This is a genomic window from Pedobacter psychrotolerans (assembly GCF_004340665.1).
GTDB lineage: Bacteria > Bacteroidota > Bacteroidia > Sphingobacteriales > Sphingobacteriaceae > Pedobacter > Pedobacter psychrotolerans.
In genome coordinates this window covers 69,458-88,782 of sequence record NZ_SLWO01000009.1, presented here as the reverse complement: position 1 = coordinate 88,782, position 19,325 = coordinate 69,458, and the positions used below count along the sequence as shown (strand labels likewise).

7 protein-coding genes are annotated in these 19,325 nt (G+C 39.9%); all 7 read right to left on the bottom strand.

Annotation, left to right across the window (positions count from 1 at the left end; all coding sequences use genetic code 11):
* Nucleotides 1-2: 2 nt before the first annotated feature.
* Nucleotides 3-3,164, bottom strand: a complete 3,162-nt coding sequence (locus EV200_RS19710; protein WP_132535803.1) for a DUF6298 domain-containing protein — start codon at nucleotides 3,162-3,164, stop codon at nucleotides 3-5.
* 1,115 nt (nucleotides 3,165-4,279) lie between these two features.
* Nucleotides 4,280-5,935 carry a pectate lyase family protein gene (locus tag EV200_RS19705; protein WP_132535801.1) on the bottom strand — a complete coding sequence of 552 codons (1,656 nt, stop codon included), beginning with the start codon at nucleotides 5,933-5,935 and terminating at the stop codon, nucleotides 4,280-4,282.
* Nucleotides 5,936-6,323: 388 nt separating this feature from the next.
* Nucleotides 6,324-8,336, bottom strand: coding sequence for a RagB/SusD family nutrient uptake outer membrane protein (locus EV200_RS19700; RefSeq protein WP_132535799.1), 2,013 nt, complete (start codon nucleotides 8,334-8,336; stop codon nucleotides 6,324-6,326).
* 38 nt (nucleotides 8,337-8,374) lie between these two features.
* Nucleotides 8,375-11,572 carry a SusC/RagA family TonB-linked outer membrane protein gene (locus tag EV200_RS19695; RefSeq protein WP_132535797.1) on the bottom strand — a complete coding sequence of 1,066 codons (3,198 nt, stop codon included), beginning with the start codon at nucleotides 11,570-11,572 and terminating at the stop codon, nucleotides 8,375-8,377.
* A 430-nt stretch (nucleotides 11,573-12,002) separates the two neighbouring features.
* The gene (locus EV200_RS19690) at nucleotides 12,003-12,674 is read right to left on the bottom strand and encodes a DUF3826 domain-containing protein (RefSeq protein ID WP_132535795.1); all 672 of its coding nucleotides are present in this window, start codon (nucleotides 12,672-12,674) and stop codon (nucleotides 12,003-12,005) included.
* A gap of 165 nt (nucleotides 12,675-12,839) precedes the next feature.
* Nucleotides 12,840-16,502, bottom strand: a complete 3,663-nt coding sequence (locus EV200_RS19685) for a malectin domain-containing carbohydrate-binding protein (protein WP_229676751.1) — start codon at nucleotides 16,500-16,502, stop codon at nucleotides 12,840-12,842.
* On the bottom strand, nucleotides 16,499-19,315 hold the full coding sequence (locus EV200_RS19680; RefSeq protein ID WP_229676750.1) for a glycoside hydrolase family 95 protein: 2,817 nt from the start codon (nucleotides 19,313-19,315) through the stop codon (nucleotides 16,499-16,501). Before EV200_RS19680 ends, EV200_RS19685 begins: the two co-directional genes overlap by 4 nt.
* Nucleotides 19,316-19,325: the final 10 nt, after the last annotated feature.

Genomic DNA, 19,325 nt, shown 5'->3' with positions numbered 1-19,325 from the left:
TTTTAGATCTTATTGAGGAAAATGATTTCATCTCCATTTCCAACTTTATCAATTTTTGAGATGGCATTTCCATTTATTTTTTCTTCTTTCAACACTTTTCCATCCTTACCATCCACTATTTTTACAGTAAATTTCCCGCTGAACTTTGTTAAATCTATATTGCTGGCTATTGAAGAAGCATTGTATAAAACATAAGCTTTCCCTGGATTTTCTAAGCCATATTGTTTGGTGTTTTTCCCTGCCGGAAGAAAAGGTTTCATTTGTGAAATCGCTGTAAGCGTTGATTGATCTACATGATTAGCATTGGATAATGAACCGCCAGCCATCAAAATTGCCCAGCCGAAACTATCGAAATTGTCTCCGGAATACATCACTGCCTTGCCAGGAAAATTATTTCGATACTCGGAAACCGCATGGTAAACTTCCTCGAAAGATGTTTTCTTAGGTTTAAGTAAGCGTGCATGCTGACGGGGAGCCAAATTCTGTCCACCTTGTGGTGCATAAGCCGTTCCATCTGCCTGATAATGCCAATATTTAATATCGATTAGATCGATTACATCCGCTCTTTGTTTATCCGCTAAAATAGCATCCTGAACATCTTTGGTAACACTTAAACCAATGATCGGATGTTTGCCTGTTTCCTGCTCCCATTCTTTAATCGTATCAAGCCAGAATTGTACAAAGTGTAGCGGACCAGTAAATTCTGCACCGATTAACTGAATCACACCTGTATTTCCATTAAAATTTTCCAGGCATTTACGGATATAAGATTTATGGATTGCCTTGCGGTTTTCATTGCTGATATCGTAAAACTGCTCGGCCATAAAAATTCTTTTATCGCCTGCATACGGAACAGGTTCTGGGAAACCCGTATTGTTGATGTTATTGGACGTACGCCACGGAAAATCTGCATAATGTGCACCAGCCTCGATAATATTGTGCTGAAAATAGTTCTCATGAATCAAAACCAAACCTTTCTGATCCGCGAGATTGGCAAAGGTTTTCAGCCTGTCCCAATACCAAAGATTGTATTTGGTGATGTCGTATTTACTCAAGCCATCCCAGGCTTTATCCTGTCCGCTCCGGGCGAAAGGTAATTCGTAAAAAGGTGCCCAAACTTCACCATCCATCCGGCGGATGCGTTCGTGATCATCTCTCCTTCTATCGTACCAAAGGCCGTAATTGTGATCTAATATTTTAACTGAACCATTTTTCATGGAATCAGTAATGGCATCTAAATCATCGGTTAAGCCGTTACCGGAACGACCAGGCACAAATCGGGTAATGTGGAATTTAGTGCTTTTCAATCCATGCGGACGGGCACTTCCATTCCACCAGGGCACATCCTGACGGTTGCCTAAAATGATTTCATTTCCGCGAACCAGCCAACCGTTTTTTATCGTCATCTCATCGGCCATTGCTGGCTGAACAACTTTGTCTAATCCGATTTTATCGATGATTTTTGCCTGTTTGGTATCAATTGAAATTTTATTCCGCTCAGATGCGGCATCAATATATGCTGATAAGGTTAAGGCAGGTTGATAGGCAAGTTTAGTTAGTTTTTGAGCAACATCTATCGGAGGACTGCTTGATGCCTCTGTTTCTACCGGAAGGATGAAAGTTCTGGCTTCTACTTCATTCCCTAATCTATCTTTAAGCTGGGCATAATATAAACTTCGTGGTTGAATTTGCTCATTCGACATATCCCAATAGCCATTTCCAGAAAACTGCGCCCAGGTTCCGAATGCCCAATTTTGTGCAGTTGGTGGCTGATAATTATCTACCCTTGCGGCGCTACATTGCCAGAAAACACTGTTCGCCGCGCTCCAGCCTGCACCTTGCCCATCCTGACCGCGATTTAAATAACTTAATGCTTGTCCGTCAATGTTTACGATATCGAATAAAACACCCGATGCCCAGCTATCAATGGTACCACTAAAACTGAAAGGCAAATAAGACTGGCACTGCACAAATACGTTTGGTCCGGGGGCACAGAAACCCACCGCGAAATCATGATAACCGTATTCTGAATACAACCTTTGGAAAAGGGTTTGTTGCCCGGTGGTTAAAAATGTATAGCGACGTTCGCCACCAATTTCTGAGATGGGCGCAAGCGATTTACAATCTTCTACCGTGATTCTCTTTGCTGTTTCGAGCACATTAACTGCAGAACCTGCGAAATGCTCAAACACCACCTGCCGAACCCAGGCATCTTCTACATATTCTAAAGAAATAGCTGTCCAACGGTGGTATTCATCTTTAATATTTTCTTTGTGATAATCTGATTCGAGCTTTAAATTCTCTACACCAGCATTTGAAATCCGACCATCCCATTTGTATTTCGTTACGGTTGCACCTCCAAATTTTGTATCAAAAGCTGTTGTTATTGGCGCATCTAAGCTGAGGATTAAACCGTTGATCGCAGTAATTTTCCGATCAAAATACAAATCTCTGGTGCCGGGTTTCCAGCCCAAAGCACTTTCTCCTCCACCAAACTCAACCATTTTAAGGGTTTCAATCCATTCTTTGGTTGATGGGCGATGAATCATGATTTTATCGCCCACTTTAAAGCCAGTGGCATTTGCTAGTGTAATTTTTTGTGCATTTACCGGAACATAATTATCTGTAATGGCTATTGGCGATTCTTCTATCTTATCTTTTTTACCTAAAATTCTGATCACCCCAATCCGATCCAAACCTTGTGCGAAGATTTTAGTTCCGCTTTCACCCATTCCGCTGCCACGAAGCACAACGCCTGAAGCTGATATTTTTAAGATTCCGGAAACTTCATAGGTACCTTTCTCCAGCAAAATCGCCCCACGCAAACCATCTTTCCCGACAGGTAATTTAGATACATAATTTATGGCTGATTGAATTCTTAGCGTAGCATCATCATCTTTTAAAGGCACTACAACTTTGACCTGCGCTGATGGAATTGCTTTTTCGCCTGCCATATAACCTGCATAGGAGAAATCAGGAATACAATTCCCCAGCTTATCTGCCGTATAAGCCATTTTACCATCCTTACCTTTGAAAATAGGTTTTGGTGGCTCGATGGGTTTTGGTTTTTGTGCAAATGAAAAGTTCGCCATCAAAAGAACCATCATCAAAATTGATAAGGTTTTGAGTTGCTTTACTTTTAATATGTGGTTGGTTTTTGGCATTTTTTTCTTGTTGTCATGCTGAAGCATGAAGCATCTGCAACCTATTATTTACTGTTTCTGCCCACACGCTTACATTGTTGGCAGTGGGTTGTTAATGTTCTGCTTTCATCGCCTGCAGATTCTTCGCTGCGCTCTGAATGACAAACCCGTGTTGTCATGCTGAAGCATGAAGCATCTGCAACCTATTGTTTACTGTCTCTGCCCCCGCGCTTACATTGTTGGCAGTGGGTTATGTTAATGTTCTGCTTTCATCGCTTACAGATTCTTCGCTGCGCTCTGAATGACAAACCCTTGTTGTCATGCTGAAGCATTAAGCATCTGCAACATATTATTTACTGTCTCTACCCACGCTTTTAAATTATTGGCAGTGGGTTGTTAATGTTCGGCTTTCATCGCTTGCAGATTCTTCGCTGCGCTCTGAATGACAAAACCCCTTATTGTCATGCTGAAGCATAAAGCATCTGCAACCTATTATTTACTGTATCTGCCCACATTCTTCCATTGTTGGCGGTGGCTTGTTAATGTTTTGCTTTCATCGCTTGCAGATTATTCGCTGCGTTCGGAATGACAAAACCCTTGTTGTCATGCTGAAGCATGAAGCATCTGCAACTTATTATTAATGTCTCTGCCCCCGCGCTTACATTGTTGGCAGTGGGTTGTTAATGTTTTACTTTCATCGCCTGCAGATTCTTCGCTGCGTTCTGAATGACAAACCCGTGTTGTCACGCTGAAGCATGAAGCATCTGCAACCTATTATCTACTGTCTCTGCCTACGCGCTTACATTGTTGGCAGTGGGTTGTTAATGTTTACTTTCATCGTCTGCAGATTCTTCGCTACGCTCTGAATGACAAACCCGTGTTGTCACGCTGAAGCATGAAGCATCTGCAACCTATTATCTACTGTCTCTACCTACACTCTTACATTGTTGGCAGTGGGTTGTTAATGTTATGCTTTCATCGCTTGCAGATTCTTCGCTGCGCCATGAATGACAAAGCTTTCGCATTAAGATTGCTTCGTGCCTCGCAATGACGAAATTGGCTTACACAAAGTGCTTTAGTCTTTCCGCTTTGGCCTTTAATCTTTCAGCTTTGGTCTTTAGTCTTTCCATTTTCCCTTAACTAGGTTTTACAGTTGAAACAGGAATCACACTATTTAAATAAACTTCGATATTCGAATAACCACTTTTCGAAATTTTAGCTGCGTCAGTTGCATCATTTGGGTTTAAACCATTTTTTAACTCATACGCATCAGGCATACCATCATCATCTGAGTCTTTGTAAGGTGTACCTTTATATTCCGGATAACCGCCGACTTGACTAATATCGGTAATGATTCCCTGTTTGTATGAATCTTTTGGTAAACGACGGTGTTCGAAATCTTTCTCAGGTAATTTAACGCCTTCAATAAAGTCGATTTTACCTGTTTTTACTTGTTTAATTACGCGGGTATCAACCGGATCTCTCTTCGGAAGGTTTGCCCCAACGTTAGTTAATACATATTCTTTCGCTGCTAAAGTTGGGAGAATAGTGATTTTAGACATTGGAAAAGGCTTTTTCACCCGCATGGCTGCAAAATAGGGAGAGGCCTGTTCGAAAGTCATTAATTCACCTTTTTTATTCTCCAGCTGAACGCCACCATCCCAGTTATTTTTAGTTACTTTTTCATTTCCTTCAATAATATTTCCTTCTACATAAGCACGACCGTAAACAACATAAGGTAATTTACTTCTTCCAGATTCTGGCTTGAGTATTCTGTAGCTGATCGGCTCTTTTAAATTCGTAACCGGACCAGGTTTATAGTAGTTATTTACGATATTAAATAATGCAGTATAATCTCCACCATCCGTTGAACGATTATTCCAATTGAAAACCACATTGTTTGCAAAGTTGAAAATACCGTTCCACCCAATAGATGGGTTTCTGGCGCCATTATCTGCCCATAAGTTCCGCATAAAGGTACAGTTCTCACCACCTAATGTGCTACCAAAAGCATGGTTCCAGGTATCTAGAGCCTCAGAAAAAATGGAGTTTTGAATGGTGATGTTTACCGTTGCCAGTTTATCTTCGATTTTGCCTGTGCTATCGTTATACATATGACGATACATCGACATATTTTCGTCTAATCCCCAGCTTGCCGAAACGTGATCGATCATGATATTGCCTACCGGATTACCGCCAATCGCATCATCCCGACGCCCCACAAAGGTTTCGCCTCTTCTAAAGCGCATGAAACGAACAATCACATCATGTGTATTTAACCAAACCGATTCTCCAGCTACGCAAACACCATCACCTGGTGCCGTTTGACCTTCAATGGTGATATATGGTGCACGAATAATGAGTGGTGTTTTGATCCTGATGATCCCCGAAACGTTGAAAACTACTATCCTGGCTCCACCCTGTTCACAGGCATCGCGTAAAGAACCCGGACCACTGTCATTTAAATTTTTAACGACTATTACTCTTCCGCCACGACCACCGAAACTATAAGCACCACCACCTTCAGCACCCGGGAAAGCCAATAATTCTGATTGCGGCAAATCCGTTGGTCGGCCAGCCCATGGAATATAAGGCTTGCCCTCTTTCTCTTCTTTCAGAATGATGGGTTTTGCCTTTTCCCAGGCCATATCAGACTGATGATAAGCTTCCTTCATCATAGAATCTGATGACTTCTTAACATCTTCGGGAATTGTAGGATATTGGGCAAAAGCTGAACCAGCTGAGAGTATTAATGCTGCTGAAAACAGCAGATTTAAAAAGTTCTTTTTCATTTGTGTTTTGCTCGTTGGAAAAACAAAAGTTAAGTCGATAAATACTTCGCTAAAATAACGCAATATTAAGATTTATTATTCGGCTCATTCTTTGATCAATCCTGGTTTATCAATTTTGGTTAGAAAATATATTATTCTTTAAATCAGCACTTAATCTAAAGATTTTTAGCTTAACTCCTTAAATCAGCGAACGAATTTTAATCCGTTTTCCCGGATTCGAAACACCTGAATATCGGCTGCTAAGCTGAGTTACAAGATAGAGATTATATTCATATATAAATGTAACATTCTTGAATAAAAAAAGAGGATCGCACTCGCTGCTCCCCTCTTCCAAACCAAATATATAAATCGAGATTGCGCTAACTTATCCCAATGCTGTAAAACAATCTTATTTCAACGGATCAAATGTACCTGCTCCTTTTAAACTATTCCATCCTGTAGTTTGCTCTAAATATGGCGATGAACTTAAAATGTTTTCGTTCAGGCCAAAGAAATAATATTCAGGGTACCATTTAAATTTCCAGTCGGCCGGGTTTGTTCTATCCAAATCATCTTTTTCAGTAATCACGAATATGTTATCATATAAATAATCCAAATATGCCGCATAATTTGCACTGCCATTTGCTGTTGGATAGGTTGCCGGATCACGATCAATTATCGGTGCATTTCCGGTAGCTGGTTTAATCAATGGATCATTTGTACCCACATATTTAGCACCTGCAACTGATTTTACAGTGATGAAATATCCTTTTCTTCTGGTACCATTTAAAGGTTTAATCCCTAAACGTGCAGCAGTAGGAGAGTTTTCTTCAAACAACATCCAGCGTCTTAAATCAAAAAACCTTTTTCCTTCGTAAGCGAATTCGATGTTTCTCTCTTTTAAAACGGCAGAGAATAACTGGTCTCTGCTGGTAGCGCCAGCCAATCCATATGCGCCGTCTAAATTTTCCACTCCCGCACGTTCTCTGATGGATTTAATACCTTCTAAACCTTCACCCAATTTATTTGCACCAATGGCAGATTCAGCTAGGTTTAAGATCACTTCGGCGAAACGCATTTCCATAAAATCCATACCGTTTTGTTGAAAATTTCCATTGGTGTTGGATGCTGAAGGATCAGTGGCCTTACTAATATAAATGGCACTGGAATTTGCTCCTTTTGCTTCTGTTGTTAAACTGGGTACTGTTTCAGCAGCGGTTTTGTACCATTTATAAGTCCACTGTTTGAAAGTCGTGTTTCCTGCATATGGCCAGATTGCACCATTGTATACAAAAGTTTTATAGAAACGCGGATCTCTATTTTTATAGAATTTCTTCGCATCATAAGCATAAGTAGTTGAAGCACCTGGCATTTTACCATCTTTCATCGGGAAAGCATCTACAATTTCCTTTGTTGGTGATAGTGATCCTGCTCCATTAAGCTCTTTTGATCTTGCGGCCTGCTCCCAGCCATTATTTTTCGTAGTTGTTCCGCCGATGGCGAGGTTATTAAAACCATAAACAATTACGGCTTCCGGATTATTCACTTCAGAGAACCACATGTTGCCCCAAGCCACACCATTTGCAGTGCCGCCAGTCTTGAATAAACCACCACCGTTTGCTTCCAATAATGTTTTTGCCGCCAGGTTTGCCTGATAAGCTGCTTCCCAACGGGTAATATCATCTGTACGGTTAAATAATGGACTCGCCCAAGTTAACAGCACTTTGCCTTTCATCGCGGCACAAGCACCACTGGTAATGCGGCCCCAATCTGAATTTCCCCATTTACCTGGTAATAACGATTGCGCCATATCAAGATCTGCGATGATTTGTTTAATACATTCAGAGCTGGAACTTCTAGGGATTTGCAACGATGTTCCATCTTCTGAAATGGGATCTTGTGGTACCAATGCCAATGGCACGCCACCGTATAATCTTACCAAATCGAAGTATTGCCAGGCTCTCCAGAAATACATTTGACCTTTAAGGCGTTTCCTCACATCTTCCGGCAGGCCATATTTATCAATTTCAGCAATAAAAATGTTAATCTGTTTTAATCTCGTATACGGATTATTGACAATACTGGTGGTTAATCTCGCCCCAAAATAATTTAAGGCATGGCTGTTGGTATAACTGATCGTTGCCCACACTTTGTTAAAATCTGTTTCGCCAGCAAATTCATCTGTTGTCCTGGCGAAATTATCATTACCTGTAGCTAAATTCCAGGATAGTGATTGTGCATTGTTTGCCGGCAAGAATAAGCCGTAAACATAATCTACGTAACCCTGAGCCAATGCTGCATCTTTAAAAACTTCTTCATTATATCCGGCCAGATCTCTTTTTTCTTCGAGAAAGGAATCTTTACAGCTGGAGGAAAGCACAACCACCAAGGCGATTAAACTTAATATCTTATTTCTTTTCATCTCTATAATTAGATTATTGAATTTCAAATTTTCTTTGGTTATAAGGTGAGGTTAAGTCCGAAGGATAGTGTTCTTAAATTTGGATAAGCATCCCAGGCACCATCCGGACCTTTGTAACTATATGGATTATAAAGATTTACCGGATTTAAAGCAGATACAAACACCCTTGCATTGTTAATTTTTAATTTTTCTACGATTGTTTTTGGCAGGGTGTAGTTTACATTAAAACTTGGAATGCGGATTCTGAAAGCACTTACTTTATAAAAATTAGATGTTGGTGTTAAGCTAATATCTGGGAAATTAGGATTAGGCATAGTACCTTCAGGATTAATAACCGGATCGTAAATATTACCCCAGATATTTGGTAAGCTGGTAAAATTTCTGGCAATAGAAACGTTCAAAGCTTTCCTTTCATCGATTTCTGCCCACCCACCGAATGAACCGGCAATCACCGCATCTACACTAAAACCTTTATAACCAGCTTTTAAAGTAATACCAAAACCGTAATGATTTTGTGCTTTTTTTGATAGCTGTACCTGATCATTCTCATCGATAATTCCATCTGGAGCACCAAAAGTACCATCAGATTGTAACTGACCTCGCACATCTCTATAATAAAGCGTTCCTGGTCTTAACTGCGCTACTGGCGTACCAAATACCTGAGTAATTTTATATTGGTTAATGTAGTTGGTAACCTCATCCTGTGTTTTAAACATTCCTAAATAGTCATATCCCCACTTACCATTATCTGATGATTCGTTTGGTTTAGCTAACCAAGGTTTTAAATTATCATTAGCATTAAAATTACTGATTTTCACTTTATCATCACTCCATCCAAAACGGGCACTTACGCCATAATTGAAGTCTGTGCCAATTTTATCATCCCAGGAAATACCAAGTTCGTAACCAAAGAAATCTGCTGACCCAAAGTTTACTGAAGCCACAGTACCACCAATAGTTACCGGAAGACTTGCCGTTGGTTCTATCAAAATATTTCTGGCCATGTTATAATAACCTTCCACATTTACGCTTAAACGATTTTTCAGGAATTTAGCGTCGATACCAACGTTGTTTTTGTATTCTGTACTCCAGGTTGCATCTCTGTTAGGCGCTGCTTCCATTTTAAAACCGGTTGTAGCCGCAGTATTCCCACCAAAAACAGCTCCTTTACCATCCTGGAAAGTATAGCGCTGACGCCATAACCAAGGCTTGGTTTGATCGTTACCTAAAACACCAAATGCATATCTTAATTTCAAATAGTTAACTGCTGATACTTTGAAAAAACTTTCTTCAGAGATTACCCAGCCTACTGATCCTGAGTAGAATTTACCCCAATAGTTTTCAGGTGCAAATTTAGTAGAGGCATCTGTTCTGAATAAAAATTCTGCCAGGTATTTATTGGCATAGGCGTAGTTTGCTCTACCTACATAGGATAAAGTTCCGGCTTCATTGGCAGAAGTTGAACCATCAATGGCTCCGGTGGCCGAATTAAATTGGCCATTGGTGGCCGCAATCGGACCTGCTTTATAAACTACTTGTTGGCTGTTTTCAGATTCTGATTTTTCTACTGTAAATAATCCGCTTACGGAGTGCTTACCAAAATCTCTGGCATAATTTAATACGAAGTTGGTTTGCTCACTTTTTTGATTGGTATTGGCATAATACAAACGGTCTCCATTGGTTACTTTTAACGAACTTAAAACAGTCGCGCCCTCATAAATGTGTTTGTTTTCACCTAAACGATTAAATTCATACAGCGTGTAAAACGTACCGACCTGATCGCCAACCGAATTTCCAGTATTTCGGGCATAAGCCATTCTTGCTTTCAATCCCTTTATAAATGGAAGTTCGTATTCGGCATAGCCATTTACGGTAAATAAGTTTGTTTTGGTAGTGGCTAAATTATTTAACCGGTCTATTTCTCCAAAATGGTATCGAGATAAATCGTTTGTTGTTCCCGGAAGTTTCACGGGTAAGCCATCAATATAATCAGGTACATATCTTGGCGCCAGCAATAGATTTTTGTAATCATCTTCTACCCCTTCGCCAGATACCTTATTAAAAGTTTTAACCAAATCGCCGCTATTGCCTGAAACCTGAATCCCTACTTTAAAGTTGGATGTTACGGCCACATCTGTTCCGGCCCTGAAATTCCATCGGTTGTAATCCAATGTAGCCAGGTTACCCGTTTGTTTATTATAAGATACGTTGGCAAAATAAGTTGCCCTATCTGCTCCTCCGCTTACACTTAAGGTATGGCGTAAATCGTAAGCCGATTTCCAGGCATCTTCCAGACGGTCGTAATTGATATTTTTGAAATGTGCCAGCTCATCCGCTGTAAAAAAATTATCTACACCAGGTTGTTTGTTACCACCATTTGGACCGTTCATAATGTTGATGTATTGGCCAAATTCATAGGCGCTCATCATTTTGGTTCGATAAGCTTCGTCATTTACCGCATAAGATCCGCTGTAGCTAATTCTGGGCTTTCCTACTTTCCCACGTTTGGTAGTTACTAAAACTACTCCGTTACCACCACGTGTGCCATAAATCGCTGCTGATGCATCTTTTAAGAACGACATGCTTTCAATTTCAGATGCATCTAAGTTTCCAAAATTTGTTGCATCAGGTTTGCCCTGACCATCAATTTGGATTACACCATCAATTACATATAAAGGATCTGTACTCCCGCCATCTTTGGAGAAAATGTTATTGGGATTTCTGATCGTAATTTTAGCGGGAACACCCGGACGAGCAATACCACCACTCACACCAACCCCTAACAAACGACCACTTAAAGCAACAGCCACATTGGTACCTGGTAAATCTTCAATTTCTGAAGCCTTAATATCCACAATAGATCCCGTTAAAGAGCTCCGCTTCTGACTTCCGTAGCCCACCACCACAACATCTTCCAGATTTTTATTATCAGATACCAGTTTTACATTGATGCTGGATTGTGTACCCACAATAATTTGTTGCCTGGCGTATCCAATAAAAGAAAACACCAATACATCTGTATTATTTTTTACCTGAATGGTATATATACCATCACTGTTGGTACTTACATTGCTCGGAAAACCTTTGAGACTTACATTAACACCTGGAATTCCCTGCCCATCTGCCTGATCCACAACCTTACCGGTTATTCTTCGTTCTTGAGCCAAGAGGACAGCACTTGCCGACATCAATAGAAGCAAAACCATCGAAAATTTACGTAAAAATTTTGATTTCATTATATTTTGGTTAGTTTTTTAATCACATTAATCATTTAATTCAGCGATCATTATTAGGCTTCTTCCCAATTAATTTTAGCTGATTATGAAATGATATTGCTTTCGGTTTCTTCTGAAAAAATGATGGTTACAATTCAGATTAAAAAATCTGCTTATAGCATAGGTTTTCTCGGCTCATCTTGATTTTTGTTGGTTATTTTTTGGTTAGAAAGTATTTTACAATTTTGTTCTTCAGCAAACATTTCATAAAGCAACGTAATCATGTAAACCATGTACTACAATGCAACATATTAATGTATCCCTTACTGTAAGAAACTAATTTGTAATTTAGGATACAAGGTATAAAAAAACATTCATATATAAATGTAACATTCTTAAATAAAAAAATATAAAAAATTGAGAGGTGATTTTTCATCTCTCAAACGAATATTTAATTCACCTGCGCCTTGGCTTTACGCCTCTTTTCCCATTCTATACCTTCTTTTTTTAAATCATAGCCAGCAGCCGAAAGGTAATTGTTAATTCTTCCTTTATATTTTCCAAACCAAGCGTGTTTTTTATCAGATGATTCTGCATCCATGGCGTGTTCTCGGGCCTCTGTTAACCAAACCAGGATTTGCTTTTTCTGCTCCTCAGTTAAAGTGAGAATTTCTTCCTGATAAGCTTTGTAGGTAATTGGCAATACATTATAGGTCATTCCGTTTTTCACTAAATCTACCTGATCGGTAGTCAGTTGAGCCGAAAGCTTAGCCATGTATTTTTTATGAAGCTTACTTAAAGCAGTTTCTGTATTGCGGTTTTCTTTTGCCAAAGCAGAGTCACGCTCCACTTTATTATCTTTTTGCTGTTCTTTTATTTGTTTAACTTTCAAATCTCTCGCCGAATGGATATCGTTCAGGTTGCTGTATTGATCTTTGATGATATCCCTCACTTTATCAGATTTCCGCTGATCTGCTATGCCTAAACCCATCACTATTTTACCCGCCCTTTCGGTAATCGCCTTTTCGTATTTTAATTTTTCTTCGGCAGTCATTTGCTGGGCAAAAGTGTTCGCCAGATTTGTAATGCATAGCAATAAAGCTAAAACTGATAATCTCATCATCTGATTTTAATTTTTGGTTAGATTTCGAATACGGTATAATGAAGAGAAATTCATCTTGTGCATTCAATTGTTTAAGGTCACAATAAATTCATTAATAAACAAATTATTCATATAAAAATAAATAAGATTTAATTGTTTAATGATTTAACGATATAAGTTCATACTTTACTGTACATCCAATGCATCGATAGTAAGTCCTTTTGCATCTATTGCAATCAGTCGAACTTTATAACTCCCGGCATTGATCATGCTGCCCGTATTGGTATTGATATAATTCCATTTGCCCTCTTTAGTTGGTACAAACTCCACCAATTCAGTTTTCATCAACGTTCCATCAGCGGATAAAAATTCCATTTTTGCCTTTAAAACCTGTTTAAATGGATTGTGGTATTTAATGGTAAGCGAATAGGTATCTGCCACACCAACACCTATCTTCCATTCCAAAACCCCGCCTTTGCCTTCTGTAAAAGTCACTCTTGGCTTCCCCATTAATTCTGCCTTAACAATGCTCTGGCCGCTTAATGATGCATCAGTCGCCTTGTAAGTAGCCACTGTTTTTAAATCATAAGCGGGTTCCAAATTGCTTGGTAGCACCACCGCTATAGTAGCGAAATCACCATTCAGAACTACCTTATCCCCCTTTAGAAATCTTTTGCGATAGACGTTAAACGCTTCGCGCTCGCTGTTCTCGATTTTTGTTTGGGTATCTTCATATCCTTCAGGAATTTTAGATTGCTGATTCATCGCAACAAAGACATCGGCCACCTCATTTACCTGGAATTTCAATTCAGGGTTAGCCTCGACAGCTGATTTTTGAATCCATTCTGCGCCATAAAGATTTGGTGGAAGTTGCGTAAATTCCTTTTCATTGTTAAAAAATTGCTGGTCGCCAATATCCATCCAGCTTTTAGCTTGAAAATTCTTTTCATCTGCAAGCTTAAAAATTGAATTACTTTGTTCGCCTATTTTTATTCCTTTATCTAAAGAAGCGATTGCGATGGCCGAAACAAGTGCCTGTCCAACTTTAACCCGTGGGAAAGAAACCACCAAGTCACCTGCCTTTACTTTCACCTTTATTGTTTTCTTCAACACACTGTTTGTACCCACCGATTTCCAGATATCTAAATCTTGTAAAACCATTTGATCATTAATTGCCACATCAAACAACCTCATTTTTTCTGCATCCATTCCGCCACCAATGCCCAACCAAGGCTCGATAAAATACAGTTCTACCAGATATTCTCCATCAACAGGAATAGGAAAACTAAATTTCAGCTGATCTCTCCCATATCTGAATGATTGAAAAAGTTTCCAATCCTGCGTACCTTCAATTGGAGAAAAAGTTCTTCGCTGGCTGGCAAAAAAAGCCGGAACGCCTGGAAATGCAGCCGTCCATGAAGTTGAACCATAGTTTTTAGTGTTGGGGGATAATTGCTGATCGGCCAACCATTTGTTACCTAAATGATCCTGATAAGATGGTCCGCCACAATTTAAGCGGTATAAATAATTATAATTTTCGTGAGGATTCAAGATGTTTGTATTGCTCACCAAACGATCAAAATTTGGAGATTTTGGAAGACTATTCAATACAATTTGATCCTTCGCAACAGCTTTTCCATTCACATAACCCACCGCATAGAGTACATTGTATTTAATGTTTGGCTTATTCCACTGGAAATGCGTTCCGATTGCACCGCGTTTCTGTTTCCCTAGTGATTCACCATCAATATCATTAAAAAGTTCTACTTCATCGCAGTTTGAATACACCACGATGCTATCTTTCAAGCCGGGTTTGCTCCAACGGTTTGGCCAGGTGTGTGAAACGATATAGGCCATTGGCTCGGTTTCCTTTGGTGCATAATTGGCCCTGAACATGTAAAAAACATCAGTTGGTTCTTCCCATGGGGTGAACATACCTTTGTAATTCACAGGCCCAATTCGATCCAGATCCCGCAAGCCTTCACCACCCTGTACCCGACCCGGATTATCCTGCGAGCTATACAACCAAAAGAAATGACCCGCAGTCTTATCCTTCACCGTTTCTGCCAAACGCACTTTCGTTTCCATCAAATCGGTCATTTTGTTTTCCGAATAACTTTTTTCGTTAGCAGCTAAATGATGTAAATCGATGGTTCGCCAGGCACCATACTCTCCTACTAAAACCTGTCTTTGCAAATCTGCGCCATAGGTTAACGGATCGCCACCGTAAGTACCTGTCCAGTTTTGCGGCACATCCCAATCTGTACCTTTTCCACCATTGCAGGTAGTTACCTTCCTTTGCGAGGAGGCCGTTGGATCGAGTTTCCGAATCAGTTCGGTACACTCTATCGCAAAATCTTCGGGCAAGGTGCTTTCATTTTCCAAACCCCATAAAACCACTGCCGGACTATTTCTCCGTTCCTTTACCCAATCGATTAAAAGCTTTTTGAAGTTTGATCTGAATGCTGGCTTATCATACCAGATATGTGCCGCCAGCTGCGTCCAGCATAAAATCCCATCCTGATCCCAATAATCAGAATACAACAAATTATGTGGCTGGTGTGCATCCCTGAAAGCGTTAAAACCAGCTGCTTTGATCTGCCTTACCCTTGAAGAAATCTGCTCATTTGTAAAGGCATGGCTGTTACCAATCAGGTGTTCGTACTCGGCGATACCATTGATAAAAACAGGCTTCCCATTTAACAGAAACACTTTTTGATTCGCTTGTTCTCCAATAGGCCAGCTGATCCAGCGGATGCCATACGGTGTTTCTAATTCATCAACCAGTTTTCCATGGTCTATAATGGAAGTTTTTAAAGTGTATAAATATGGATTTTCTAACGACCAAAGTTTAGGATTAATAATCTCATTAGTTTTCTGAGAAAGTTCAATTTCCTTACCGGATTGAATATTAATATTGTTCTTTAATTCCTTAATCACTTTCCCATTCACATCGATCAATTGATTCAAAACAGTAACGGTCTTGCTTTTCGCTGAATAATTTTTAACAGTAGTTACAAAATTTAAAACAGCTGATTTGTCTGAAATTTTATTGTCATTCCAGATGTGAACACCGAAGGGCTCAATTCTGGTTTCGTTGGTTACCATAAGATGAACGGGTCTGAAAACCCCCATAGGCTGTGATCCTTCGGAAAATCCGCGTTCGGTTGAACAACCACCATCTACCCAGGGTAAATCCTGAATATTTGCCGGGTGATCCGCCCTGACCGCCAATAAATTATCTTGGTTTTTTAGTTTGATTACATCGGTAACATCAAGTGTAAATGTGGTTCTTCCGCCAGGATGATAGCCAACCTGTTTGCCATTCAGCCAAACGGTAGCATAAGAACCAACACCTTCGAAATACAAAAAGAAACGTTTGCCATTTTTGATTTCATTGCTTTTAAAGGTTTTACGATACCAGGCATAACCATGTTTATTGCCGTGAAGCTTCCGCTGATAACCTTCGTATTGGTCCCAGTTATGCGGAACATTTACTTTTTTCCAATTATTGATTTTGTAATTATTTGCTTGAAAACCATCGTGAGCATTTATATTTTTTTCGTCGGCAATGGTTTCCCAATTGGCGTTAAGGGGAATGTCTTTACGGATTTGAGCAGAAGAATTTCCTGCAAAAAAAAGTAAAATGGAAATGAAGCTTAAAAATAACAAAATTCTTCCCGGCTCAGGCCAGTTAAATTTCGAAAGCAGATCATTTTGACTTACGAAGTTTCTAAGGCCTGTATGATGGCAAACTTCGTCAGTCTTAGCGTTATTTAGCATAGAAACTGACGAAATTCTTCCGCCCGCTGCCCATTGAAATTTCGTAAGTTGAATTAATATCTTCATTTCAAATCTCCATTCAATTTATAGCTTTCTCCGGCTTTGGTATCCATCTCCATTTCTTTATTCAGATATTTCACTTTGCACTTGCCTCCAACTTTGGATTTAATCTGAAGTGCGGTCAGTTTTCCATTGGTCCAACTTAAATCTACCTCAAAACCACCCCTGGCTTTTAGCCCTTTAATTTCACCATTCGGAATAGCACCTGGAAGCGCTGGTAAAATATCAATATATCCCTGGTGACTTTGAACGATCATTTCGGCGATGCCTGCTGCTCCACCAAAATTTCCATCAATTTGAAACGGTGGATGGGCATCAAATAAATTTACGTAAGATCCTGCGCCTGTACCTGCAGGTTTCATCAACATTTTTATCAGTTTCATGGCATGGTCACCGTCTTTAAATCTTGCCCAAAAGTTAATTTTCCAGGCCAGGCTCCAGCCCGTCGCGTCATCTCCCCTGTACAAAAGCGATTGCTTCGCAGCGTTCATCATTTTCGAATCCTGATCCCAGGCAATATCATTCCCCGGATAAACGCCCCACAAATGCGATACATGCCGGTGTTTATTGGTGGTATCATCCTTATCTTCCAGCCATTCTTGCAACTGTCCGTATTTGCCAATTTGATTTGGTGCAATCTGCGTGATTTTATCCTGAAGTGACTTTCTAAAAGATTCATCAACATTTAAAATATTGGCTGCTACAAGGCAATTTTTAAATAACGACCGGATAATCTGATGATCCATTGTTGGTCCGGCCACCAGGCCACCATTCTCTGGCGAATTGGATGGTGTGCTGATTAACCAGCCTGTTTTCGGATCCTTCACTAGGAAATCTTCAAAAAACAAAGCCGCTTGTTTCATCAATGGATAAGCCTCATTCTTTAAGAAATTCTGATCTTGTGTAAATTGGTAGTGCTCCCACAAATGCTGACTTAACCAACCGCCTCCGGTTACCCAGATGCCATGATTCGATGCATTGATGGGCGATGTTCCATTCCATAAATCGGTATTGTGGTGCAAAACCCAGCCGTTTGCATGGTAATATTCTTTTGCAGTCGTAGTTCCGACTTTTGCCAAACCTTTTATTTTTTGAAATAAGGGATCATTTAATGCAGACAGATTCAAGATCTCGGCTGGCCAGTAATTCATCTCCAGGTTAATGTTTGTGGTGTATTTACTTCCCCAGGGTGGCGCAAGCAAATCGTTCCAAATCCCCTGAAGATTAGCAGGCTGCGTACCCGGACGGGAACTGGAAATTAATAAATAGCGCCCATACTGCATATAAAGTGCAGCAAAACCAGGATCATTGGCTGTCGCAAATTGACGCAAGCGTTCATCTGTTGGCAGCTTTTCATTTTCTGAACGACCGAAATCTACTTTAAAGGTGTTGTAATATTTCTGATATTCCTCAACATGTTGTTGCGCTATATCGGCATAAGTTTTTCCTTTTATCGAATTTAGCGTGTTATTTATCGCAACGGTTGGATCACCAGAAACATCATTTGCATTGATGAAATTGGTTCCTGCGGTAAGATATAAAGTTACTTCATCCGCTTTTTGGATGCTGATTTGATTGTTTTGCACTTTAATAACACCATTTTTGATCACAGCAGTTAAACGACTTTCTCCTCGTAGCGCACCATCTTTTACCTGTACAGAAAGTGAAATACTATGATCGTTTAATACCTTAACTGACGAGTTTGGGTGAACACTGGAAAGTGCAGCATTGAAACTTATTGATGCCTTTTTGTTTGCTGTTAAATGAATAACTATCGCCTGACTAGGCTGACTGGCCAGATAAGTTCTTTGATAATCTATCCCATTTACGGTGTAGGAAGTTTTGGCAATGGCCTTCGTTAAATCCAGCAATCTCTTATAATTCGACACCTGCGATTTACCATGATCGAATTTAAGATTTAAATCGCCAAAAGGCTGATAACTGGCCTGATATTGAGGAACTGCTGGCGGAGCATCGTTTTGAATTTTATATTTCCATTCCTTAACCAGTGAAATTCCATTCTCTACAGTTGATCCAACAGGATAAATTCCGATAGGCTTGCTTACATCTTTATAACCACCAATCCCTCCACGATCGTAAAAATTAAAAACCTGAATGGCAATGGTATTTTTTCCGGCCTTAATCAGTTTAGCCGGGATGGTATATTTTCTTGCTTCTGTACCTTCTGTATGACCAACCAAACTGCCATTAACGTAAGTAAAATCCTGATCAAAAATTTTATTCAAGTCTAAAACCAAATCCTTTCCAACCCAGTCTTGTGATACATCAATCGTGGTTCTAAACCAAACAGCACCATCTAAATTTTTAAGTCCAACCGTTTCCCAACCTTCATAAGCCGGAACTTTAAGTGTTTTCCAAAGCCGATCATCATAGTTAGCGGAGGCCGGATTTCCTAAAATGCCCTTCCCTGCTTTCATTTCCTTTACCCAAGCCTCACGATTGCCAGCTTCGCTTTGCACACCCATAAATTGTGCTTGTGCCAGCGTTTCGGCTTCTTTCTGTTTACCTTCAAAAAGTAGCTTTCTAATTTCTGGCAGGTACTTCGAAGCACCTTTTCGATTATAATCACGTGGTGATCCCGTCCATAAAGTTTCCTCGTTGAACTGGATATGATCATCCTCTACGCCAGCAAAAATCATGGCACCTAAGCGTCCATTTCCAATAGGCAAAGCATCCGTCCATTTTTCTGCAGGTTTAGTATACCAAAGCGTTTGATTCCCATCCTGTGCATAAAGTGAGGTGGATGCACATAGTATTAAAATAAAAAGCAGTAGTGAATTTCTTTTTGGCCACATCATAAAATAAGAT

Excerpts from the sequence above, each read along its gene's own strand:
- EV200_RS19710 (WP_132535803.1), bottom strand. The coding sequence starts at position 3,164 with ATGCCAAAAACCAACCACATATTAAAAGTAAAGCAACTCAAAACCTTA.
- EV200_RS19705 (WP_132535801.1), bottom strand. The coding sequence starts at position 5,935 with ATGAAAAAGAACTTTTTAAATCTGCTGTTTTCAGCAGCATTAATACTC.
- EV200_RS19700 (WP_132535799.1), bottom strand. The coding sequence starts at position 8,336 with ATGAAAAGAAATAAGATATTAAGTTTAATCGCCTTGGTGGTTGTGCTT.
- EV200_RS19695 (WP_132535797.1), bottom strand. The coding sequence starts at position 11,572 with ATGAAATCAAAATTTTTACGTAAATTTTCGATGGTTTTGCTTCTATTG.
- EV200_RS19690 (WP_132535795.1), bottom strand. The coding sequence starts at position 12,674 with ATGATGAGATTATCAGTTTTAGCTTTATTGCTATGCATTACAAATCTG.
- EV200_RS19685 (WP_229676751.1), bottom strand. The coding sequence starts at position 16,502 with ATGAAGATATTAATTCAACTTACGAAATTTCAATGGGCAGCGGGCGGA.
- EV200_RS19680 (WP_229676750.1), bottom strand. The coding sequence starts at position 19,315 with ATGATGTGGCCAAAAAGAAATTCACTACTGCTTTTTATTTTAATACTA.